Genomic DNA, 22,512 nt, shown 5'->3' on the forward strand with positions numbered 1-22,512 from the left:
CCCCTTATTGTTGTTGGGCCGGCAAACGCGCCGCCTTGTTGACGTCAAACCACCAGTTGTCGAAGCCAATCACGTAAGCTGGACGGATCGCCGGCATGGAGAACTTGTCCCAGTAGGCATAGCGATCGTGATTGGAATACCACATCGGCAGCATGAACCTGTTCCAGGTCAGCACCCGATCCAGTGCGCGCCCCAACGGCAGCAGGGCTTTTTCGTCGCCCTGGTGCCGCAGGATGTTGCGCACCAGGCTATCGACGGCCGGATCGGTGACGCGGGGAGTATTCCAACTGGAATTGATGTATTCGGAGTCCCAGATCGTCTGGAGCGAAGAACTCGGGAACGGCATTGCCAGATAGACCGTCGGCATCATGTCGAAATCGCCGTCACGCATGCGTTTGGTGAATTGAGTGACGTCAATTTCACGGATCTGCATCTCGATCCCCAGCCGCTTGAGGTTGTGCTGGAACGGCAAGACGTACTGGAAGTTGCTGCCGCTCAGCAACATCAGCTCGAAGGTAAAGGGCTTGCCGGTTTTGCTGTTCACCAACTGCTGGTTTTTCACTTCCCAACCGGCTTGCTTGAGCAACTGGGTGGCTTTCAGCAGGTTCTGGCGATCGTTGCCGCTGCCGTCAGAGGTTGGCGGCTGGTAGATGCTGGTGAACACTTCCGGCGGCACCTTGTCCTTCAGTGGCGCCAGCAGCGCCAGTTCGGCAGCATCCGGATAGCCGCTGGCGGCGTAGGGGGTATTCTGGAAATAGCTGTTGGTACGTTGATAAGCGTTGTAATACAGCGCCTTGTTCATCCAGTCGAAATCGAAGGCCAACGTGATCGCCTCGCGCACGCGCCGATCGGCAAACAGAGGGCGTTTCATATTGAACGCCATCCAGCGGGTATTTTGCGCCGACTGGTTGGTTTCATCCTGTTTGACTATGTAGTTGCGGGCGAAGTTGCCGCCCTGATACTGGGTGGCCCAGCTTTTGGGCGAACCCTCGACGCGGAAATCGTAGGCACCGGCCTTGAAGGCCTCCAGCGCCACTTTGTCATCCAGATAGTAGTCGTAGCGGATGCTGTCGAAGTTGAAGCGGCCGCGATTGACCGGCAGGTTGGCCGCCCAGTAGTCGCGTACCCGTTGATAGGCAATGTATTGGCCGAGGCGGTAACTGCCGACTTTATACGGTCCGCTGCCAAGCGGCGGCGCGGCCAGCGGTTCGTTCAGCTTATGATTTTTCCAGAAACTCTCCGGCAGCACCGGCAACCCGAACAGCCCAAGCAGCTTGTCTTTATCCGGCTGAGGGAACTCGATGCGTACCGTCAGGCGGGAGATGGCTTTTACCTTGATACCTTTGTACGCCACGCGAAATTGCGGCACGCCTTCGGTCATAAACTTGTTAAAGGTGAAAGCTACGTCGGCGGCGGTGATGGGGCTGCCATCGTGGAAGCGGGCGCGGGCGTTAATATCCAGCTCTACCCAGCGCATATCGGCCGGGAAGCGGGCGGATTCGGCAATCAGCGGGTAATAACTGCCTATTTCGTCGTCCGAGGTGGTGAACAGCGAGTCATACAGCGCGTCGGTGCGTTCGCCGGCCACGCCGCGCGAGGCGTAACGGTTAAAGTTATCGTAAGTGCCGATCGCCGCCATTCGCACGTCGCCGCCTTTCGGCGCGGCCGGATTGACGTAGTCGTAATGGCTGAAGTCGGTGGCGTATTTCGGCTCACCGAGTAGGGCGAAAGCGTAGCTTTCATTGAGGGGTTCGGCCTGCAGGCCAAAACTCAGTGCTGAGAGCACCAGGGCAGCAAAAACGCGCACGGACATCTTGACGGTAAGCTCCTGCTGATAAGTCGGTTAAGTCTGCGGCCAGCATAACATTCACTGCCGCGCCGCAGGGTGAAGTAATGTAAAGATCAGGCTTTTTGCGCCTGATAATCAAAGACCTGCTGGCTATTGCAGAATGTCACGAAGTTGTCGATGCTCAAGGGTTTGCTGAAATAATATCCCTGCATAAAGTTAACGTCCCGTTCCTGCAGGAAATGCAATTGTTCTGCGGTTTCCACGCCTTCCGCCACGGTTTGCATTTTCAGCTTTTTAGCCAGTGAGATCACCGCGTCCAGCACCGGTGCGGTAACCGTATCCTGGCCGATGGTATTGACGAAGCCGCGGTCTATTTTCAGGTAGTCCATGGTAAAGCGCTCCAGATAAATCAGCGCGCTGTGGCCGGTGCCGAAATCGTCGACGGCGATTTCAATGCCTTGCTGGTGCAGCCAGTCAAACTCCGCCAACGCATTGGCCTCTTCCACCATGCCGCGCTCGGTGATCTCAAAGACCAGCGTAAAGTAGTCGCCGGGCAGTTGCGCCAACAGTTCGTACACGTCCTGATGGAAGGACGGCGCGCTAAGATGGGAAGGGGAGATGTTCAGCCCCAGTTTGGCGCCTTTTGGCAACACCGTCGCCAACCGTGGCGCGTCTTCGGCAATCAGGCGAAACAGGTGTCGCGTTAACGGCACAATCAGTCCTTCAGTTTCGGCGTAGGGGATAAACAGGTCTGGTGGGATACGCCCTTCAATCGGATGCTGCCAGCGGATCAACGCCTCCAGCCCGGCGATGGCATCTTTGCGGGTATGAAACACCGGCTGGTATTCGATAAAGAATTCATTGCGCTTGATGCCGCGCATCAACGCACGCTCGGGGCTTTGGCGCAGCAACAGCATGTAGTAGCACAGGATGCCGATCATTAATGACAGCACCAGGCTGCCCAGCAGGGTCAGGCGGATATCGTTGGGCGTCAGCGTTTCGTTATAAAACAGAATCGTCATCGGCGTGCCGGGGATGGCTAAGCGAGCGGCCTGGTCGTTCGGCAACTGACTCACCGGCATCAGATTCGGGCTGAAGGATGTCAGGGCGCGATCGCCCAGAATGATGGCAATGTCAGGTGTGCGGGCGTCACGCGAAGCGAACAGCAGATAGGGCATCAGATTGATGTCCAGGGTTGCCAACACACCGGTGTTTTCCTCTCCGGGGTGACGTAACCAGACGGCCACTGCGGGTTTTCCCGGCACCAGTGGCGTGCCCTGTTGCAATTTGAGATCCCGCGTCTGGCGAGGATCGATTTCCGGATAAATATTTTTCAGTGCCAGCATCATGCTGCCGGTAGCCGAGGAGCAATAGGCAAAACCGTTTTTCACCAGCAGGAAACTACGCACTCCGGAATTAAACGCTGCCTGATAGGTAATATCCGGCTGGCTGGAAGCGCAAGGGCGTTCCGTCAACGGCATCAGTTGCTGCATGATTTCCGTCAGACTATCCAGATTTTCGAGGGTGAATTTTTCTGTGCGTTGTTCGACCATGCGTTGATATTGCGTGCGTTGGTGATTAATCAGGAAGAGCGTAATACCTGTAAACAGGATAAAAAAGACCAGAGCTACAATGCTGCTTTTAGCCAGGCTGCGTCGTCTGTGCGAAACATGGCGTGCAAATGCCCTTTTCAAGCCCATAAACCTGTGCCCCCTGAGCGCGGCGTATCAATCTGTTTTTGTTATCACGTGATCGCCTAATATATCCCAATGGCGGTGTTACAGTCATTATTCATCGTTTATTTACGCAAGCTAATCCGCTGACAAACGTTTAAGTAGTGTGTTTGATGATAATAGGTGAGTTTTTTATCAGCGTAAGGTTTCGGATAAAAAAAACGCTGCCCGGAGGCAGCGTTTTATTGCTCGTTTGGTATTCAGGACAATCAGGGGTTTGCGCCGTCAGCTGCTGGTCAGCACTCTGCGGGCTTCGCGATAACGTTTATTCCAGTAGTTATCGCTCAATTTCGAAATCATCACGCCGCTGCTGGTAGAGGCATGAACGAACTGATCGTTACCTAAATAGATGCCGACATGGCGCCCGGTAGAGCCGGCGCGGAACAGCACCAGATCGCCAGGACGCAGTTTGGTACGTACGATTTTCTTGCCGAGGTCTTCCTGTTCATAGGTAGAGCGCGGTAAATCCATACCAAACTGTTCGCGGAAGGTGCGCTGTACAAACGCCGAGCAATCAATGCCGCGTTTGGTTTCGCCGCCTAAACGGTAGCGAACGCCTTTCCAGTCTGCATACTGATCCATGATTTTTGACTTAACGTCAACGTTACGGACCATTGCTTCGAATTCATCCTGAGAGGCTTGCAGTAAAAGACCGTTTTTGTCATTAACTGCATGCATCTCAGTTTGTGCGTTATTCAAGTTCGAAGTGTGAGTCGAGCTGCATGCGGAGAGCATTACCGCTGCGGCAATTGCAGGTACTACCCGCAAAAAATATCTCAGAAACGGTTGAGATTTGACCATTGTTGTTGTTTTCCCTTGAAGTCCTTAACGACGAAAGTCGCTACCTGAAAAATGCCAAACGGAATGAGCCTAGTCTGCACCTGCTGCCCCGACAATCGTTTACCGGTGAAAACGTGCTGGAACGCACATTTTTCATGGATTTAATGCGGAAACGGGGTAAACCAGGCACAAACGCATCCGAGGTTACCGCAACGAATAAGGGATTGCGAGTCTTTTTCCGCCCTTTTTTATATGAATTTGTGATGTAACATAATGTAAAACTTCATATAAAAAACGCTGATTGTCCGTTGTGTTGGTTTTACGTGAAATCAGGTGACGAAAGCGTTAACGCGATGATGTAGAAATAAACAAAAAGCGGCGCTGAAATAATCAGGAGGCGAGCGGGCCTCCTGTGGGGCATAGCGATTTGTTATGGCTGGGCGGGGCGGTGTTTACCGGGCAACATCAGGTTCAACCTGTCAATCAGTCTGTCGCTGAAGGGGGTCATCAGACACCAACTGGCGCCAACCAACACCACAGACAGGGAGCCGACGGCGATGTCGGTGAACCAGTGGGCGCCAATCATCACGCGCGGCAGTGAAAAAACCAGGGTGATCAGCAGCGCTATGGCAAAGGCTCGGCGGTTAAAATAGCGCAGCATAAAACAGGTGAAAATCATCAGCATCATGCCGTGGTCGCCGGGGAAGCTGTCGCTGGAGGCATCTTTGGTGGGGATGCCGGTCAGCGTACTGACCCGGTTGATATTCTCGAAGCTGAGTGACGGGCTGGGGTGTTTCACCGGCAGCAGGTGCCCAAGCTGGTTCAGCACGACGGCGGTCAGCAACATGACAACGCCGGTGATCAGTAAACGGCGGCGGCCGGCGGCATCCTGTTTGAGATAAAAAGACAGGTACAGCAGCCCCATGGCGATCAGTGAAATCACGTCAAAGGCGCGATTGTTGGTGATCGCCACCAAATGCAGAAAACCGGGGTCGGTTGCCAGATGGCGATTGAAGAAAAAGAAAATCGCTGAATCCAAAGTAAACCAGTAACCGTGGTTAGCCGGCAGGAACCAGGACAGAAACAGCGCAATGCCCAGTAAATTGAAGAAAATGATGAAGGGTAAATTGCGGCGAGTCATGACATAACCTGTTGTAAGTCTGAAAATAAAATGATGCTAACGATAAAGATTTTAACTTAAACGAATATTAAACAGCTGGGATTGCAAGGCGTTCCAGTCAGCATTTTCGCTGTGGATCAGTTCAATACGGCTATCCAGAGGTGCGACAGGGCGCGTTTCGATATTAAGATCCTGCCCCTGGCGGTTAATCAGCAATGTGCCTTCCGCAATGCGGACCACGCCTTTGGCGCGTTCGACCGGCGCCAGCCGCACCCACTCCATAATGCCAAGGGTATCGAACACCGTGTCTGCATCAAAAATCCAGCCGCAGCTGGTAAACCCTTGGCCCTGATTGAGCGCCCGTCGCCAACGCGACGTTTCCGGCAGCCGTAATGCGGCCAGACCCTGAGTTTTGGCATGGCTATGATGCTGCTGCGCATCCGGTAATTCTGTGCGATTCGTGCGAGGCAGGTTGAGCCAATCCACATTCGCCCGGCCTTGTTCTATGGGATAAAGCGGCCGCTGGTTGGGGTCTTGCGCCGTCCATTGCTGCAAAGCCAATAGATCCTGCGGTTGATAGGTGTCGCTTTTACTGGCCAAAATAATGTCGGCTGCCGCCAACTGATCGCGAAAGTTTTCATTTTCGCGATAGCGGGGCTCGCTGAGTTGGCGGGCGTCCAGCAGGCACAGCGTGGCCTGCAGATCGATCCAGCCGGCGTAGCTGTCTTGTGTCAGCAACGACAGGATTTGCTTCGGATGGCCCAGTCCGGTGGGTTCGATGAGCAACCGATCGGGCTTGCTTTGCTGCAACAGCATATTCAATCCGACCTGCATCGGCAGGCCGTTTACGCAGCACATGCAACCGCCGGGGATCTCCTTCAGCACTGCGCCGCTGTCTGCCAGCAGCGCGCCGTCGATGCCGATTTCACCGAATTCATTCACCAGCACCGCCCAGCGCTCATGTTCCGGCTTGTTGGCCAGCAGATGACGGATGGTGGTGGTTTTACCGCTGCCGAGAAAACCGGTGATCAGGTTGGTTTTGGTCATTGATGATTCCTGATGTTGATAAAGTCCATGGGGCAAGCATTAATCCGTGAATCCGTGATGCCTGACCCTGTGCGGGTGTTTACCTGCGCCAGGTCACAAATTCACGACGTTAAGATGCGTTATTTAACCGGCGAAATCCATGCCCGGCATTCGGAAAATTCCTAACAAAAACCCACTATTAGGCAGAAGAACTGGTGATTAGTAGCTTGTTTTTACTCTGTTAATGGCCCGATTACCCGCCAAATAAATGGCCTTACCTTGCGATTATTCCTAAGAAGATCCTCTATGTTTAAATTGAGTTAACAGAAAGTGAGGGTGCCATGAATATCTCTCGGTTATTTTTGATCGCAGGAATGTTGTTTTCATGGACGGCGGCAGGCCATGCCGAAACCACTGGCGGGGTTATTCATTTTGTCGGTTCGGTCGTAGAAAGCCCCTGCTCGGTGGAGGTTGCCGGTTCAACGGCCAGTACGCAATGTTATCGCAATGGGCAGCACTATCAAGGGCAACAGACCTTGTCGCACTTCGATGTTTCACGCAAAGAGCTTCCACTGAATTTAGGCACGACGGAAATGCAGTGGGTGGATCAACAGAAAAAATTGGCCGTCATGACCGTGGTTTATCGTTAAGTTATCCGACCATGCCGGACACCGCTTGCCCGGCATGGCTTTCATTTCCTTAGGCCAGTTGAGTCGCAACCCACTCTTTCACCGTTTGGCATGCCCCGCGATCGCGCAGCGACAGGTAAGCGCGAGTGACCGCCGCCACAAATTCACCCTCGGCCGGCAGTTGTTCGCCGAAAACGGTCTTCAGCCCCAATAGCGCCTTAACCCGCTGCTCATCATCCGGCGTAGCGGCCACCTTTTGCTGCAACGCAGGCAGCAACGGGTCGCGGATGTCGATAGGCTGGCCGGCGTCATCCACGCCGCTGACATAGCGCATCCAAGCGGCGACGCCCAACGCCAGGCCGGCATAGCTGCCGCCGTGCTGCAGGTGCCAGCGGACCGAATCCAGCATGCGTTGCGGCAGTTTTTGCGTGCCGTCCATGGCGATTTGCCAGGTGCGGTGTTGCAGCGCAGGGTTGCTGTAGCGCTCAATCAGTTGTGCGGCATAGGCGGCCAGATCGATACCGCTGACGCTGAGTGTCGGCGCCTGCTCGGCCAACATCAGGTGGTGGGCGGCGCGGCGATAAGACTCGTCGGTCATGCAGTCGTTTATGTATTGATAGCCACCCAGATAACCGAGATAGGCCAGGAACGAATGGCTGCCGTTCAGCATGCGCAGCTTCATCTGTTCAAACGGCAGCACGTCGTCGACCAACTGCGCCCCGGCGAGTTCCCAGGCCGGGCGGCCGGCGACGAAATTATCTTCCACCACCCATTGAATGAAGGGTTCGCATGCGATGGCGCATTCATCGTGGACGCCGCCGAGCGCGGCGGCAATGTCATCCAGCGTTTCCGGCGTGGCGGCCGGAACAATGCGGTCGACCATGGTGCTGGGGAAGCTGGCCTGCCGGGCAATCCATTCGGCCAGTGCGCCGTCACGCTCCTGCGCCAACCCGATTATTGCATTCCGCAGCACATGGCCGTTTTCCGGAATGTTATCGCAGGAGAGCAGGGTGAAGGCGGGCAGGCCGCGTTCAAGGCGCAGGCGAAGCGCCTCCACCAGAATGCCGGGAACGGTGGCCGGCTGACCAGGATTGGCCAGATCGGCGCGGATCGCCTTATGTTGCAGATCCAACTTTCCGCTGCCCGGTTCGATGCAGTAGCCTTTTTCGGTAATGGTCATCGACACTATCGCCACCTGAGGCTCCGCCAGCTTTTCCAGCACCGCGCCGATCCCTTCCAGTTTGCGATGCACGCTTTCATTCACTGCGCCTATCACGATGGCTTGATTACCCGTCGCACCTTTCTCCAGCACGCTGTACAGATGATCCTGCAAACGCAGGCTCTGGAACAATGGCACGCCGCCAGACAGGCTGATTTCGCAAATACCCCAGTCGCCGCCCTGGCGGTTCAGCACCCGATCGGTAAGCAGCGCCTGGTGGGCGCGGTGGAAAGCGCCAAATCCGATATGCACCATACGGCTTTGCAATGCGCTGCGATCGTAGCGCGGCTGCTGGACCGCATCAGGCAGCGGTGAGTTGGCGATAGTCTTCATTCAAGGCTCCAAAGCTGAGTAAAAGGTGCTGGCCGGTAACTTTTCAAAAGCTATCAGACCAGTTTTACAGACGACAAGTGAGGTTTTTTCCCGTGTTTATCGTACTGGCTCTCTGCCGCCAGTGTAAGGCTGTCGGCGCATCAATGAAATTGGTCAGTCCAAAATAAGCCAGATTCGTGAAGTGGATCAACCCACTGCGATTTCTGTTTTGACAGCAGGCCATGAAGGAGTAAGGTAAAAGATAAATGATATCTATCTCAGTTGGTATAACAAGATTGTCAGGTTTGAGCGATCTTGATCACCGCAACCTCCGGCGATTTTTACAAGGATAAACAATGGAACAAACATGGCGTTGGTATGGGCCGAACGATCCTGTCTCTCTTGACGATGTGCGTCAGGCCGGCGCCACCGGCGTTGTCACCGCACTGCACCATATTCCCAATGGCGAAGTCTGGCCGATCGATGAGATCAAGGCGCGTCAGGCGCTGTTGGCGGAGAAAGGCCTGGTGTGGTCGGTAGTGGAAAGCATTCCGGTGCATGAAGAGATCAAAACCCACAGCGGCAATTACCCGCGGCATATTGCCAATTACCAGCAGTCGCTGCGTAATCTGGCGGCCTGTGGCATCGATACCGTGTGCTACAACTTTATGCCGATCCTCGACTGGACACGTACCGATCTGGAGTATCTGCTGCCCGACGGTTCGAAAGCGCTGCGTTTCGATCACATTGCCTTTGCCGCCTTTGATCTGCACATCCTGCAACGCGCCGGCGCACAGCAGGATTACACACCGGAAGAACAAACGCAGGCGGCGGCCCATTTTGCTGCCATGAGCGAAGCGGAAAAAAACACATTGACCGGCAATATCATCGCCGGGCTGCCGGGTGCCGAAGAGGGATACACGCTCGATCAGTTCCGTGCCCGTCTGGCGGAGTACGACGCGATCGACAAGGCGCAACTGCGCGAAAATATGGCGGTGTTCCTGCGCGCCATTGTGCCGGTGGCGGAAGAGGTTGGCGTGCGCCTGGCGGTGCATCCTGACGATCCGCCGCGGCCGATCCTCGGCCTGCCGCGCATCGTGTCCACCATTGAGGACATGCAGTGGCTGAAGCAGACCGTCGACAGCCTTTATAACGGTTTTACTATGTGTACCGGTTCCTACGGCGTGCGTGCGGATAATGACCTGGTGCGGATGATTGATACCTTCGGCGATCGCATCCATTTCACCCACCTGCGCGCCACCTGCCGCGAAGAGAACCCGAAGAGTTTCCATGAAGGGGCCCATCTGCAGGGTGACGTGGATATGGTCGCGGTGATTGAGGCGATCCTCAGCGAGGAGCAGCGGCGTCATCAGGCGGGCGATCGCCGGCCGATCCCGATGCGTCCCGATCACGGGCACCAGATGCTGGATGATTTGAAGAAAAAAACCAATCCTGGCTACTCGGCGATTGGTCGGCTGAAAGGGTTGGCGGAGCTGCGTGGCGTTGAGCTGGCGCTTAAGCGCCGTTTCTTCCCTGAATTGCCGTAACGGCGAAAAGTTGCGCCGAAATCTGGAATAAGCGTTATCGGCGCGGCCAATTTTCGCCCGGCCAGCGCGCAGGGCCCGGAGCGTACACGCAGTACGTGAGGATCCGAGCACTGCCCGGGCGGAAAGTGGCAAGCAAGATAGCTTATTCAGCCCGGCTCATATAGCGACGCTCTGCGATATGAATGCGGATTTTGTCTCCGGCGCTGAGGTATTCCGGCACATGAATGGTCAGGCCGGTCGCCATGGTGGCCGGCTTGTTGCGGGCGCTGGCGGAAGCACCTTTGATGCCCGGCGCGGTGTCGACAATCTCCATATCCACGGTCTGCGGCAGTTCCAGCGCCAGCACCTGGCCTTCCAGCGTCAGCACCTGCATCCCCGGCAGGCCGGCTTCAGGAATAAACAGCAACTCGTCTTCGATCTGGTCTTTCTTGAAGATGTACGGAGTGAAATCCTCGTCATCCATGAACACGTATTCTTCCCCGTCGATATAAGAGAAGTTCACCTTGCGGCGCGAGAGCGTGATGGTGTCCAGAATATCGTCGCCCTTAAAGCGCTCTTCTACCTTCAACCCGGTACGGACGTCGGAAAAACGCATTTTGTATAAAGTGCTGGCGCCGCGCGCGCTTGGGCTTTGCACATCGATGTCTTTCACCAGCAGCAGTTTGCCGTTGTAATTGATCGCCATGCCGCGCTTAATTTCGTTAGCCTTTGCCATATAAAGTAACCTGCAATGAAGAGTATTTGAGAAGTTGCGACAAGTTACTCGCGCCGCCGATTTCAGGCAAGCGGATCGCGCAAAAACAGTGACGGAAAGGGGATGACGAACGCCATCCCCCGAGCGGATTTACTGGAATACCGGCAGCAGACCGAGCAATGCCAGCAGATGAGCGACGGCGTTGATCACCCCGAACAGAATGATGAACAGGATCATGCCGTGGCCGCCAGGCGCGCGGTATTGCGCCTGCGGGAAGCGGCGGCGGCTGGCGCGCGCCAGCATCGCCGGCACGATCACCGCCCAAACGGTGGCCGCCAGCCCGGCGAAGCCGATGGCGTACAGGAAGCCGTTCGGGAACAGCAGGGCGGCCAGCGTTGGCGGTGCGAAAGTCACCAGCGCGGTTTTGCTGCGCCCGGCAGCGTCATCGCTGAATGTAAAGAAGTCCGCCAGATAATCGAACAGGCCAAGAGATACCCCAAGGAATGAACTGGCCAGCGCCATATAAGAGAAGGCGTTCAGCAACTGGCCCACGGCCTGGCTGCTGGAGACATTGCCCATTTGCTTGAGCAGGCTGCCGATATTGCCGCCTTCGGCAATCACCTGTTTGAAGGCGTCGCGGGCGATGTTGCCCTGAATCACATACTGCCACAGGATATAGATCGCCAGCGCCAGCAGCGTGCCGTACACCAGGCTGCGCACCACCGCACGGCTGTCTTTCTGGTAGTACTTCACCAGCCCCGGCACGTTGCCGTGGTAGCCGAACGACGTCAACAGGTAGGGCAACGCCGCCAGTGCATAAGGCAGGTAACTGGCCTGGTCATCGCCGCGGTTGAACAGCACCGCCGGTTGCACGTGGGTGAACATATCGCCTACCGACATCACAAAGGTGATCACCATCCCGCCGATCAGAATGGTACTCAGGCGATCGACGGCGCGGGTGGACAACCAAACGATAAACGCCACCACGATGGCAAACACCAGCCCGGCGGTGGTTTGGCCGACGCCGACGATGCCTTCCAGCGTATGGGCGATGATAGAACCGCCGGCGGAAATGTAGGCGTAGGTCAGGATGTACAGCACAAAGGTAATGGAAATGCCGTTAATGGCGTTCCAGCCTTTGCCCAGCAGATCTTTGACGATGGTATGGAAGCTGGCGCCGCTGGGGTAATGCAGCGTGGCTTCCAGGATCATCAGGCCGGAAATCAGCATGCAGGCCCAGGTATAAATCAACAGCGCCACGGAACCGCTGAACCACACGCCAGAAGTGACGATAGGAATGGAGAACATGCCGGCGCCGACGGCGGTGCCTGCAATGATCATCGCGCCGCCGAGTACCGAAGGGCGGGCTAGCTTCTGGACGGTGTCCGTGGACATTTTTGCTCCTGATTGGCCGCGTCGGCCTTGGGTTCTTTTGTACTAGCGCAATGGTACATGTGCGGTTGGCGCATGTAAAGCCGTGAATATGCCTGTTTCATGCATTAATTGGCGTTAATTGGCCCATTTGTGGCGTATTTTTGGCCTGTGCGCGAATGACGGGTTTATGGCTATGGAAATGGGGTGTAAAGATTGTCGGGTAAAGCCGGATTATGCTGGCGGCGGATGAGCCGTGCTGATATTGTCGCGCTTCAATTCCGCCAGCCCACCGGGAGACTTCGCTGATGGACTGTCGTGCCGACTGTGGCGCCTGTTGTATCGCGCCTTCAATATCCAGCCCCATTCCCGGCATGCCCAACGGCAAGCCCGCCAATACTCGCTGTATTCATCTGAGTGAGCAACTGCGCTGCGGCCTGTTCCACTCGCCGCTGCGGCCAAAGGTGTGCGGCAGCCTGCAGGCCAGCCGCGAGATGTGTCATGACCATCGCGACCAGGCATTGATCTACCTGATCAAGCTGGAAGCGGATACCGCGCCATAAACACCGTTAAGCGTCTTTAAGCTTCCACAAACACAGCACCGCGCCGACAACCATCGCCAGCGCGGAATAAAACACCGCGTGATAGCTCCAGATCTCCGCCACCACGCCGGCGACAGAACCGGCAATAATCCAGCCCACGCGCGTGGTGTTGGTAAACAAGGTGGTGGCTGCACCCGCCTGTCCGGGCATCAAATCCTGGAAATAGAGCATGCCAATCCCCGCCAGCACGCCGATAAACGCCGCGTTAAGCAGTTGCAAGGCAATCAATTGCCCGGTGCCGGTGAGAAACAACAGCCCGACATAAAACAGCAGGCCCGCCACCACCGCGCAGCGCATCAAGAAACGCTTGCCGAAGCGTTTGGCCACCATACCGGCAAGCAGCATGGTCGGTATCTCCAGCCCGGCCGCCGTCCCCATCAGGATCCCAGCCAGCCTTTCCGACAGTTGCAGTTCGTGCACCATATACAACGGCATATTAATCAAATACATGCCATTTGCGGTCCACATAAATGTGCAGGCCATAAACAGCAGCAGCGTATCGCGGCGGTTCTGGCGTGGCGCCTCCAGCGTGGCACGGGCTGTCATCTGCGTTTTGCGCATCGACGGCAGCATTTTCCATACCAGTACGCCGCACAGGATAAATGCAGCCGCTGCCGCCAAATACATCACCTTAAAGCCAAAACCCAATGCCAGCGCGAAGGCGATAGGGGGGCCGATGACCCAGGCGAGGGAAACCTGGGCGCGCAGAATCGAACTGAACATCACCGCCTCACGGCCGGTGCGATCGGCGTGTTCGCGTGCCAGGGCAAACATTTGCGGGTTGGCGGTGGAGCCGAAACTGGTCAGCATCACGCCCACGATCAGCAACAGGTAATAATTGCGGTTCCAGGCGAACAGCACGCAACCCAGCGCGCCGAGCATGCAGCAGAGGAAAATCAGCGATTTGCGGTCGCCTTTTTGATCGGAGCGGCGGGCGAGAAACTGGCTGACCAGAATGCCGATGACGGCGCTGCCGGTGAAAAACAGGCCCACCATCGAAGGCCGCACCTGCACTTCCGTCGCCAGAAACAGGCTGAGCGTGGGCGTCTGTAAAGCCCCGGCAATCCCGGTGAGAAAAGCCACGACGAGAAAGGCCAGCGAAGTGAGATCGGGCGAGCGTCGCGTTACCGCAGTAGATGTAGGCATAAAGGTCAGCAAAGGGTCGGAATAAGGAGGTCGGGTGAATAATACGCCCATTTTTCAAGAAAGAAAAAAAAACAAAAAGCAGTTTCATTTTTTCTGGCAATAAAAAACGTTTATCTGGATAAGGCTCAGTCAAAAAGGGCGACGTTGCCGCCGCCCAGATGGGGGGTTACGCGCCGGCAGGCACGTCGTGCGCGGTGTTTTTCAGCACTGGGCCCTGATATTTCTCAATCTGCAACTGCGCCATCTGCCCGCAATTACCCTGCGCGAGGCTGGAGGAACCCACGTCGAAGGTCAGGCAGTTGACGTTACCGTTTTTGCACAGCGATCCCGGTTGGGAAGGGTCGGCCGGATCGAACCAGGCCCCTTCGCTGATGCGCACCACGCCGGGGCGCACGTCTTCGCTGACCACCGCACCGACCAGGATCTGGCCGCGATCGTTAAACGCCCGTACCAAATCGCCATTGGCGATACCACGCGATTGAGCATCCTGCGGGTGGATCACAATCGCTTCCCGATCCGCCACCGCGTATTTTTTACGCAACGGCGTGTTGTCGAGTTGCGAATGGAGTCGGTTGATCGGGTGCGCGGTGTTCAGCGACAGCGGGTACTTCTCCGCTTCCGGTCCGCGATACCATTCGTGAGGCGGCATCCAGGTCGGGATGCCCGGGCAGTCCCGATACTTCATTTTGGCGATGGCGTCGGAGTAGATCTCGATTTTGCCGGAGGGCGTGCCCAGCGGATTAAGCAGTGGATTTTCGCGGTAGTCGGCGAAGCGGACCCATTGGGTATTGGCCTCGGGCACCGGGAAACGCACATAATTGTTGGACTGCCAGAACATGTCGAACGGCGGCAGGGCCACCCGGGCGGCGCGCGCCTGGGTTTTCATGTCGTCGTACATGCCTTTGAGCCACTGGGTTTCATCTTTGCCTTCGGTAAAGGCATCCTGAACCCCCAGCCTGGCGGCCATCGCCGCGAAGATATCGAAATCGCTGCGCGACTCGTGCTGCGGCGGCACGCACTGGTGCATCGGGAACACGTACAGCTGCGAATAATCGCCGCCCATTTCCAGATCGTTGCGTTCATAGCTGGTGGTGGCCGGCAGCACGATATCAGCGTGCTTGGCGGTGGCGGTCCAGTAGGGTTCATTCACCACTATGGTCTCCGGCCGCTGCCAGGCCTTGACCAGGTTATTGGTGTCCTGATGCTGGTGGAAGGTGTTGCCGCCCGCCACGTACACCATTTTCACCTCAGGATAGGTAACCTGCGCACCATTGAAGTTAATGGTCTTGCCGGGGTTGGCCAGACATTCGGCGATGCGCGCCACCGGAATGGGTGAAGGGGAATTCTTCGGTGAACTGCCGGCGGAAATACCGGCAATAATGCCGCCTTTCGCCGTCGGGCTGCCGCCGGAGGAGTAGTGATAGCTGAAACCAAAGCCGCCGCCCGGCAGGCCAACCTGGCCGAGCATGGCCGCTACCGTGACCAACAGCCAGTGCTGCTGCTCGCCATGATGCTGGCGCTGAATGCCCCAGCCACCCATGATCATGGTACGGTTTTTTGCCATGTCGCGCGCCAGTTGGCGCAGTACTTCGGCATCTACGCCGCAAATGTCCGCAGCCCATTCGGCGGTTTTCGGCGTACCGTCGTCTTCGCCCAGCAGATAGGCCTGGAACTTGTCAAAACCGACGGTGTAGGTTTTCAGGAAATCCGGGTTATGCAGTTTCTCGGTCAGTAACGTATGGGCGATGCCGATCAGCATGGCGCCGTCCGTATAAGGACGTGGGGCGATCCACTGTGCGCCGACAAATTTGGCGCTGTCATTGTGCACCGGATCGATGCTGATGACGCGCGTGCCTTTTTTCTTCAATGCCTCGAAACCGGTCTGGCCGTAGTGATCCGGCACGTTCCAGCTGTTTTTCAGCGTGATCATCGGGTTACAGCCCCACATCACCACCAGTTGACTGTTTTCAATCACGTTGGGCCAGGCGGTTTGCTGTTCGTAAACTTCCATCGAACCCACTACGTGCGACATGATCACCTGCGCCGCACCGGTAGAATAGTCGCCGGCATAGCCGAGGAAGCCGCCGGTCAGGTTCATCAGGCGTTGCAGCAGCGTGCGGCTGTTGTGCAACATGCCGACGCTTTTCCAGCCATAGGAACCGGCATAGATGGACTGCGGGCCGTGCTCTTTCTGTAAACGGGTGATTTCATTGCAGACCAGTTCAATCGCCTTGTCCCAACTGACACGGACCCATTCGTCGCGCCCGCGCAGTTCTGTGCGGCTGCCGGGGCCGCCTTCCAGCCAGCTTTTACGCACCATGGGATATTTGACGCGGTTTTCGGCATGCACCTGGAAGGGCGCCATGGTGATCAATTCGTTCGGATAAGGATCGTCTTTCACCGGCTGTACACCGACCATTTTGCCGTCCTGTACTATGGCTTCGAAAGCGCCCCAGTGTGCGCCGGTCAGAATGCCTTTTTGCGCCTGACGCAGTACCACAAATTGCGGTAGCGCCTGGCTGATGGCTTGCGCCAACGCAGATTTGGGCCACAGGCCCGCCAGCAGAGGTGCGGCGGCCAGTGCGGTGGCACCGGTCAGGAAGCGGCGGCGGCTCATTTGTAACGCTTGTCGTTGATGGTTGCTCATTGCGCTTCTCCCTTAAAGCTTGGCTGGTGCGGCAGGCGTCATGTCGCTGGCGTGTTTTTGCACATACTGCGTCAGAACGCGCAGTTGTTCCTGCGTCAGCGAGGTGCGTGGAGCCATACCTTTAATCACGCCGATCCACTGGTTGGCATTGAAGCGATCGAGGGCGGTCAGGCCATGACAGCCGGTGCAGTTGGCCGACATCATATCCGCCGTGTAGCGCCAGATTTTTTGCTGATCGTCGATCAGCTGTTTGCGCGGTAGCCAGACCTGCAGTGAAACCTGATGCCACACCAAGCCGGTTTCGGCATCGGTGAGTGTATTGCTTGTTTTCAATAGCTTACGAGCGTCTTCTCCCAACAGCACGCTGAGGATGCGCTTGCCCTGCGCGGCATAGAACACCTCGCTCACGCCGTCTTGTTGCCAGCCGGAGACGTTGGCCAGCACCTTGTCGCCGTCTTGTTTCACTACCAGAACTTCGGTGGAGGGCATCAGGTTACCGGCGTTGTGGCTGTCGTCCGGCTTCAGGAAGAACGGCTCGGTGGCGATGGTGTATAGCGTAGTGGCCGTTGGCGAGGTTTCCGCGGCCGCTTTCGCCAGTTCGGCTGCGCCGGCCTGAGTTTCACCGCTCATGTCCGGCAGGATATGCGCCACGCCTTTATGACAGTCGATGCAGGTTTCGCCCTGTTTGATGGCGACCGGGTGCTGAAGGCGCGCTTCAGGCCGCTGGGCGGTGATGTCCATGGCGTCATAGCTGTGGCACGAGCGGCAGGTGGCGGAGTCGTTTTCTTTCAACGTTTTCCACACCGACTGGGCCATCGCCAGCTTGTGCGCCTCGTATTTTTCCGGCGTGTCGATGGTACCGACCATTTCGCCGTAAATGTCTTTGACCGCGCGGATTTTGGTCCACAGGTAATCGAGCGGCTCGTGCGGGACGTGGCAGTCGGCGCATTCGGCACGGATGCCTTTGGTGTTCTGGAAGTGAACGCTGCCCTGATATTCAGCCAGGGGTTGTTGCATGGTGTGGCAGGAAACGCAGAAGGCGGTGTCGCTGGTTTTATGGAACACGGTGGCGGTCCCCGCCAATAGCGCAGCGCCGAGGATAATGCCGAGCAGCAGCAGCCATAGCCATCCCCAGCGACGCTTGGTTGCCCAGCCAGTTAGCTTTTTGTTCATATTGAACCCACTTAGAATTATGAAATACCAAGGAAAACCTTTCCCAAAAAGGTGTTGGCCAAAGGCCAATTAACCGGATTAAGTATAAGGTTTATCGGTAAAAACATCTAACACTATGGGGTTATTTTTAGTGGAAAAAAGGCCATTTGAGGGATTTTTCAGCGTTATGTTTTGCATTTCATAACGCGTTTTTAGAAGGGGATGTTGATTTTGCAAACGCCATCACGGACAGGGGATGAAAACTTTGAATCTAAAGTGGTTGCTTATTCGCCACTGATGCTGAGGGTAAATAGGATTGGCCGGTCAGCCACAGATGAATGGCGTTGCGGCTGGCTTCAAAATGCGGTTCCGGCAGCGCGTCAGGTAAACACCAGCGCCATTCCGCGCATTTATCCGGTTCTTTCAGTTCCGCCTCACCGCCAGGATGCTGCGTCAGTAAGCATACCGACACCGTGTGTTTTCCTTCGGCGCGCCAGGTCTGCAGATTGTTACTGATACCAATAAAACGCGGCGGGGCGATGACCAACCCGGTTTCTTCGGCGATCTCGCGTTGTGCGCACTGTTCAAACGTCTCGCCGGCATCCAGATGCCCACCGGGAATTGACCAGAAAGGGGCGTGTTTACCGCAGCGTTTTCCCAGCAATATCTCTCCCTGCGCATTAACGATAATGACGCCTACGCCCGCGACTACAGTCATGCTTCTCTCCGTCAGCAAAGTTTCAGCACAGTATGTCATTTTCGCGCCTCTGCGGATAACCCATAGGCCAAAGTGTGCGTAAGGTCAAAAATTTATCACATCAAAATTGAGAAAACTTGCTTTCAGTCGGGGCTGCTCACACACTGATTGAAACGTTTCAGCGTTATCGGCGCATTGATTGCGTGTCGGTGACGCTCCTTTTTCTCAATGAAGCTGAAACGATTCAATTCAGCAGGAGAGGAGAATCATGTTCCAGTTATCACCGCAAGACATTCACCTGGGCGCCGCCGCCGGCAGCAAGCAGGACGCTATCCGTCAGGTAGCCGCAGCGTTAACCGAGGCCGGCTGCGTCAGCGCCGCTTACGTAGACGGCATGCTGCAGCGTGAGCTGCAAACCTCCACCTACCTCGGTAACGGCATTGCCATTCCGCACGGCACTACCGATACCCGAGATCTGGTGCTGAATACCGGCGTACAGGTCTTCCAGTTCCCTCAGGGCATCGAATGGGGCGAAGGCCAAACTGCGTATGTGGTGATCGGCATTGCCGCGCGTTCCGATGAACACCTGGCGCTGCTGCGTCAGCTGACGCACGTCCTGAGCGATGACAGCGTGGCCGAGCAGATGGCGAAAACCACATCATCGGAAGAGTTGCGCAGCCTGCTGATGGGCGAAAAGCAGGCGGCTGAATTCCAGTTCGATGCTTCGCTGATCGCACTCGACGTAGCCGCAGATAACCTGATGACGTTGCAAGCGCTGAACGCGGGCCGCCTGCAGAAAATCGGCGCGGTCAACGCACAGTTCGTCAGCGACGTCATTACCCGCCGGCCGTTGAATCTTGGGCAGGGCATCTGGCTGAGCGACAGCACCGAAGGCAATCTGACCAGCGCAGCGACCCTGAGCCGCCCGGCACAGGCGTTTGACGAAGACGGTGAGCAAGTCGCCCTGTTGTTGACGCTGTCCGTGGCTGACCAGCAACCGCTGGCGGTGCTGAACTACCTGGGCGACCTGCTGCTCGCGAACAAAGGTGAACGCCTGCTGAACGCCGATGCCGCCACCGTGCTGGCATTGCTGACCAGCGAGGTGGAAGAAGAAAGCACCACGCTGAGCGCCGAGTACGTGATCCGCAATGAACACGGCCTGCATGCCCGTCCCGGCACCGCGCTGGTTAACGTGATCAAGCAGTTCAACAGTGAAATTACCGTCACTAACCTGGATGGCAGTGGCAAACCGGCCAACGGACGCAGCCTGATGAAGGTCGTGGCGTTGGGCGTGAAAAAAGGACATCACCTGCGCTTTACCGCCAAGGGTGAAGATGCTGAAGCGGCGCTGAAGGCGATCGGTGATGCGATTAACGAAGGACTGGGCGAGGGCGCAGCATGACCAGAAGAGTAGCCACCATAACCCTGAATCCGGCTTACGATTTGGTGGGCTTTTGCCCGGAGATCGAGCGCGGGGAAGTGAACCTGGTGAAAACCGCTGGCCTGCACGCCGCCGGTAAAGGCATTAACGTCGCCAAAGTGCTGAAAGATCTGGGGATTGATGTGACGGTGGGCGGTTTCCTGGGGAAAGACAACCAGGACGGCTTCCAGCTGCTGTTCAGCGATCTGGGCATCGCCAACCGCTTCCAGGTGGTGCCTGGCCGCACCCGCATTAACGTCAAGCTGACGGAAAAAGACGGCGAAGTGACCGATTTCAACTTCTCCGGTTTTGAAGTGACATCGCAGGATTGGGACCGTTTCGTGACCGATTCGCTGAGCTGGCTGGGCCAGTTCGACATGGTGGCGGTGAGTGGCAGCCTGCCGGCCGGCGTTGATCCCGATGCCTTTACCGATTGGATGATCCGCCTGCGCGCACAATGCCCATGCATCATTTTCGACAGCAGCCGCGAAGCGCTGGTCGCCGGATTGAAAGCGGCGCCATGGCTGGTGAAACCGAACCGCCGCGAGCTGGAAATCTGGGCCGGTCGTCCGTTGCCGCAGTTGGAGGACGTGGTTGAAGCCGCGCATGCGCTGCGCGATCAGGGCATTGCCCACGTAGTGATTTCTCTCGGTGCCGAAGGGGCGCTGTGGGTTAACGCCTCCGGCGCCTGGATTGCCAAGCCGCCGGCCTGCGAAGTCGTCAGCACCGTGGGCGCCGGCGATTCGATGGTTGGCGGCCTGATTTATGGCCTGCTGATGCGCGAATCCAGTGAACACACTCTGCGTTTGGCCACCGCCGTGGCTGCGCTGGCGGTAAGCCAGAGCAACGTTGGCGTGACCGACCGTCCACAGTTGGCCGCGATGATGGCGCGCGTCGATCTGAAACCTTTTAACCAATAGCAGGAGGCGTAATGAAAACGCTGCTGATGATAGACAGTTCGTTGGGGCAGGCCCGTGGCCACCTGGCGAAACGCATGCTCGGCGCTGCTGCGGCGAAAACCGGCCTGACGCTGGTTGAGTCGCCTGCCGAGGCCGAACTGGTGGTGGTAGCGGGGCAGGCTGTGCCTGCCGATGCCGCGCTGACCGGCAAACGGGTTTATGTGGGCGATGTGGAGTTGGCGGTACGCGAGCCGGAAGCCTTCCTCGCACTGGCCAAAGCCGAGGCGAAAGCCTGGCAGGCACCGGCTGCGGTTGCCGTGCCGGCAAAAGCGACCGGTCAAAAACGCATTGTGGCGATCACCGCCTGCCCAACCGGCGTGGCGCATACCTTTATGGCTGCTGAAGCCATTGAAAGCGAAGCTAAAAAACGCGGCTGGTGGGTGAAAGTGGAAACCCGTGGCTCCGTGGGGGCCGGCAATGCCATTACGCCTGAAGAAGTGGCGGCAGCCGATCTGGTGATTGTGGCGGCCGACATTGAAGTGGATCTGGACAAGTTCGCCGGCAAACCTATGTACCGCACCTCTACCGGTCTGGCGCTGAAGAAAACTGCGCAGGAACTGGACAAGGCGCAGGCCGAAGCCGAAGTTTTCCAACCGCAGAAAAGCGGCGGTCCGGCCACGGCCGGCAAGAAGAAAGAGAGCGCAGGGCCGTATCGCCACCTGTTGACCGGCGTGTCGTATATGCTGCCGATGGTGGTGGCGGGCGGTTTGTGTATCGCGCTGTCGTTCGTGTTCGGTATCAAGGCGTTTGAAGTCAAGGGCACGCTGGCGGCTGCGCTGATGCAGATTGGCGGCGGTTCAGCCTTCGCGCTGATGGTGCCGGTGCTGGCAGGCTTTATCGCCTTCTCCATCGCTGATCGTCCGGGCCTGACGCCGGGTCTGATCGGCGGCATGCTGGCGGTGAGCACCGGTGCCGGTTTCCTCGGCGGTATCATTGCCGGTTTCCTGGCGGGTTACGTCGCCAAATTTATCAGTACCAAGCTGCGGCTGCCGCAGAGTATGGAAGCGCTGAAGCCGATTCTGATCATTCCGCTGGTCGCCAGCCTGGTCGTCGGTCTGATCATGATTTACATCGTCGGTACGCCGGTGGCGAAAATCATGGAAGGTCTGACTCACTGGTTGCAATCGCTGGGGACCGCCAACGCGGTGCTGCTGGGTGCGATCCTCGGTGCCATGATGTGTACCGATATGGGTGGCCCGGTTAACAAAGCGGCTTACGCCTTCGGCGTAGCGTTGCTGAGTTCTTCGGTATATGCCCCAATGGCCGCCATTATGGCCGCCGGTATGGTGCCGCCGTTGGCGATGGGATTGGCGACGCTGCTGGCGCGCCGCAAATTCGAGAAGTCCGAGCAGGAAGGCGGTAAAGCGGCGTTGGTGTTGGGCCTGTGCTTTATTTCTGAAGGCGCGATTCCGTTCGCCGCCCGTGACCCGATGCGCGTGCTGCCATGCTGCATTGCCGGCGGCGCGCTGACCGGTGCGCTGTCGATGGCCTTCGGCGCCAAGCTGATGGCACCGCACGGTGGCCTGTTCGTGCTGCTGATCCCGGGCGCGATCACTCCGGTGCTGCTGTATCTGGTGGCGATCATCGCCGGTACCTTGCTGGCGGGCGTGTCTTATGCGCTGCTGAAACGTGCTGACGTCCCTGCGGCTACCGTGGCTTAACGCAATCG

General features: G+C 57.1%; 18 protein-coding genes. 6 read left to right on the top strand and 12 right to left on the bottom strand.

All coding sequences use genetic code 11. From position 1 onward, the window contains the following. Positions 1-4: 4 nt before the first annotated feature. The 5 genes from V2S86_RS02675 to V2S86_RS02695 form a co-directional block, all read right to left on the bottom strand. Positions 5-1,813 (bottom strand): extracellular solute-binding protein, encoded by a 1,809-nt coding sequence (locus V2S86_RS02675; RefSeq protein ID WP_330761107.1) that lies wholly within the window; start codon positions 1,811-1,813, stop codon positions 5-7. 89 nt (positions 1,814-1,902) lie between these two features. Further along, the gene (locus V2S86_RS02680; RefSeq protein WP_330761108.1) at positions 1,903-3,489 is read right to left on the bottom strand and encodes a cyclic di-GMP phosphodiesterase; all 1,587 of its coding nucleotides are present in this window, start codon (positions 3,487-3,489) and stop codon (positions 1,903-1,905) included. Positions 3,490-3,747: 258 nt separating this feature from the next. Further along, a complete protein-coding gene (gene mepS / locus V2S86_RS02685; RefSeq protein ID WP_311991882.1) occupies positions 3,748-4,323 on the bottom strand; it encodes a bifunctional murein DD-endopeptidase/murein LD-carboxypeptidase in 576 nt (191 codons plus the stop codon). Between the two features lie 409 nt (positions 4,324-4,732). Beyond that, entirely contained in the window at positions 4,733-5,443 is a 711-nt protein-coding gene (locus V2S86_RS02690) for a phosphatase PAP2 family protein (protein WP_330761109.1), read from the bottom strand. A gap of 51 nt (positions 5,444-5,494) precedes the next feature. Further along, a complete protein-coding gene (locus V2S86_RS02695; RefSeq protein ID WP_330761110.1) occupies positions 5,495-6,469 on the bottom strand; it encodes a CobW family GTP-binding protein in 975 nt (324 codons plus the stop codon). A 320-nt stretch (positions 6,470-6,789) separates the two neighbouring features. On the opposite strand from V2S86_RS02695, the gene V2S86_RS02700 reads away from it, so the two are divergent. Further along, positions 6,790-7,098: a type 1 fimbrial protein gene (locus V2S86_RS02700; RefSeq protein WP_330761111.1), complete on the top strand. Its 309-nt coding sequence runs from the start codon at positions 6,790-6,792 to the stop codon at positions 7,096-7,098. A gap of 49 nt (positions 7,099-7,147) precedes the next feature. On the opposite strand, the gene V2S86_RS02705 is transcribed toward V2S86_RS02700, so the two are convergent. Beyond that, entirely contained in the window at positions 7,148-8,629 is a 1,482-nt protein-coding gene (locus V2S86_RS02705; protein WP_330761112.1) for a mannitol dehydrogenase family protein, read from the bottom strand. A gap of 335 nt (positions 8,630-8,964) precedes the next feature. Between V2S86_RS02705 and uxuA the strand changes: the two genes are divergently transcribed. Next, positions 8,965-10,155, top strand: coding sequence for a mannonate dehydratase (gene uxuA / locus V2S86_RS02710; RefSeq protein ID WP_330761113.1), 1,191 nt, complete (start codon positions 8,965-8,967; stop codon positions 10,153-10,155). A gap of 142 nt (positions 10,156-10,297) precedes the next feature. Here uxuA and yeiP read toward each other — a convergent pair whose 3' ends face one another. Then, positions 10,298-10,870, bottom strand: coding sequence for an elongation factor P-like protein YeiP (gene yeiP / locus V2S86_RS02715; protein ID WP_330761114.1), 573 nt, complete (start codon positions 10,868-10,870; stop codon positions 10,298-10,300). 129 nt (positions 10,871-10,999) lie between these two features. Next, complete coding sequence (gene mtr, locus V2S86_RS02720) at positions 11,000-12,244, bottom strand: tryptophan permease (protein ID WP_330761115.1); 1,245 nt, start codon at positions 12,242-12,244, stop codon at positions 11,000-11,002. A 284-nt stretch (positions 12,245-12,528) separates the two neighbouring features. On the opposite strand from mtr, the gene V2S86_RS02725 reads away from it, so the two are divergent. Beyond that, the gene (locus V2S86_RS02725; protein ID WP_004947052.1) at positions 12,529-12,783 is read left to right on the top strand and encodes a YkgJ family cysteine cluster protein; all 255 of its coding nucleotides are present in this window, start codon (positions 12,529-12,531) and stop codon (positions 12,781-12,783) included. Between the two features lie 6 nt (positions 12,784-12,789). Here V2S86_RS02725 and V2S86_RS02730 read toward each other — a convergent pair whose 3' ends face one another. The 4 genes from V2S86_RS02730 to V2S86_RS02745 form a co-directional block, all read right to left on the bottom strand. Then, positions 12,790-13,968, bottom strand: a complete 1,179-nt coding sequence (locus tag V2S86_RS02730) for a sugar efflux transporter (protein WP_330761116.1) — start codon at positions 13,966-13,968, stop codon at positions 12,790-12,792. Positions 13,969-14,134: 166 nt separating this feature from the next. After that, entirely contained in the window at positions 14,135-16,615 is a 2,481-nt protein-coding gene (gene torA, locus V2S86_RS02735) for a trimethylamine-N-oxide reductase TorA (protein WP_330761117.1), read from the bottom strand. Positions 16,616-16,627: 12 nt separating this feature from the next. Continuing rightward, entirely contained in the window at positions 16,628-17,788 is a 1,161-nt protein-coding gene (locus tag V2S86_RS02740) for a NapC/NirT family cytochrome c (protein WP_330761118.1), read from the bottom strand. A 250-nt stretch (positions 17,789-18,038) separates the two neighbouring features. Next, entirely contained in the window at positions 18,039-18,485 is a 447-nt protein-coding gene (locus tag V2S86_RS02745; protein WP_330761119.1) for a nucleotide triphosphate diphosphatase NUDT15, read from the bottom strand. Positions 18,486-18,732: 247 nt separating this feature from the next. Here V2S86_RS02745 and fruB point away from each other — a divergent pair, with 247 nt between their 5' ends. From fruB to fruA, 3 genes are read left to right on the top strand one after another with little or no spacing between them, the layout of a single operon-like run. Continuing rightward, positions 18,733-19,866 (top strand): fused PTS fructose transporter subunit IIA/HPr protein, encoded by a 1,134-nt coding sequence (gene fruB / locus V2S86_RS02750; RefSeq protein WP_330761120.1) that lies wholly within the window; start codon positions 18,733-18,735, stop codon positions 19,864-19,866. Next, positions 19,863-20,804 carry a 1-phosphofructokinase gene (gene fruK / locus V2S86_RS02755; RefSeq protein WP_004947035.1) on the top strand — a complete coding sequence of 314 codons (942 nt, stop codon included), beginning with the start codon at positions 19,863-19,865 and terminating at the stop codon, positions 20,802-20,804. Before fruB ends, fruK begins: the two co-directional genes overlap by 4 nt. Before the next feature lie 11 nt (positions 20,805-20,815). Beyond that, a complete protein-coding gene (gene fruA / locus V2S86_RS02760) occupies positions 20,816-22,504 on the top strand; it encodes a PTS fructose transporter subunit IIBC (protein WP_330761121.1) in 1,689 nt (562 codons plus the stop codon). Positions 22,505-22,512 lie beyond the last annotated feature (8 nt).

The organism is Serratia sp. C2(1) (genome assembly GCF_036352655.1).
GTDB lineage: Bacteria > Pseudomonadota > Gammaproteobacteria > Enterobacterales > Enterobacteriaceae > Serratia > Serratia inhibens.

Bases quoted from the DNA above. Each gene is read 5' to 3' on its own strand.
- V2S86_RS02700 (WP_330761111.1), top strand. From the start codon at position 6,790: ATGAATATCTCTCGGTTATTTTTGATCGCAGGAATGTTGTTTTCATGG.
- yeiP (WP_330761114.1), bottom strand. From the start codon at position 10,870: ATGGCAAAGGCTAACGAAATTAAGCGCGGCATGGCGATCAATTACAAC.
- fruB (WP_330761120.1), top strand. From the start codon at position 18,733: ATGTTCCAGTTATCACCGCAAGACATTCACCTGGGCGCCGCCGCCGGC.
- V2S86_RS02695 (WP_330761110.1), bottom strand. From the start codon at position 6,469: ATGACCAAAACCAACCTGATCACCGGTTTTCTCGGCAGCGGTAAAACC.
- mtr (WP_330761115.1), bottom strand. From the start codon at position 12,244: ATGTCCACGGACACCGTCCAGAAGCTAGCCCGCCCTTCGGTACTCGGC.
- V2S86_RS02740 (WP_330761118.1), bottom strand. From the start codon at position 17,788: ATGAACAAAAAGCTAACTGGCTGGGCAACCAAGCGTCGCTGGGGATGG.
- V2S86_RS02730 (WP_330761116.1), bottom strand. From the start codon at position 13,968: ATGCCTACATCTACTGCGGTAACGCGACGCTCGCCCGATCTCACTTCG.
- V2S86_RS02725 (WP_004947052.1), top strand. From the start codon at position 12,529: ATGGACTGTCGTGCCGACTGTGGCGCCTGTTGTATCGCGCCTTCAATA.
- V2S86_RS02680 (WP_330761108.1), bottom strand. From the start codon at position 3,489: ATGGGCTTGAAAAGGGCATTTGCACGCCATGTTTCGCACAGACGACGC.
- torA (WP_330761117.1), bottom strand. From the start codon at position 16,615: ATGAGCAACCATCAACGACAAGCGTTACAAATGAGCCGCCGCCGCTTC.
- mepS (WP_311991882.1), bottom strand. From the start codon at position 4,323: ATGGTCAAATCTCAACCGTTTCTGAGATATTTTTTGCGGGTAGTACCT.
- V2S86_RS02675 (WP_330761107.1), bottom strand. From the start codon at position 1,813: ATGTCCGTGCGCGTTTTTGCTGCCCTGGTGCTCTCAGCACTGAGTTTT.
- V2S86_RS02705 (WP_330761112.1), bottom strand. From the start codon at position 8,629: ATGAAGACTATCGCCAACTCACCGCTGCCTGATGCGGTCCAGCAGCCG.
- fruK (WP_004947035.1), top strand. From the start codon at position 19,863: ATGACCAGAAGAGTAGCCACCATAACCCTGAATCCGGCTTACGATTTG.
- V2S86_RS02745 (WP_330761119.1), bottom strand. From the start codon at position 18,485: ATGACTGTAGTCGCGGGCGTAGGCGTCATTATCGTTAATGCGCAGGGA.
- uxuA (WP_330761113.1), top strand. From the start codon at position 8,965: ATGGAACAAACATGGCGTTGGTATGGGCCGAACGATCCTGTCTCTCTT.
- fruA (WP_330761121.1), top strand. From the start codon at position 20,816: ATGAAAACGCTGCTGATGATAGACAGTTCGTTGGGGCAGGCCCGTGGC.
- V2S86_RS02690 (WP_330761109.1), bottom strand. From the start codon at position 5,443: ATGACTCGCCGCAATTTACCCTTCATCATTTTCTTCAATTTACTGGGC.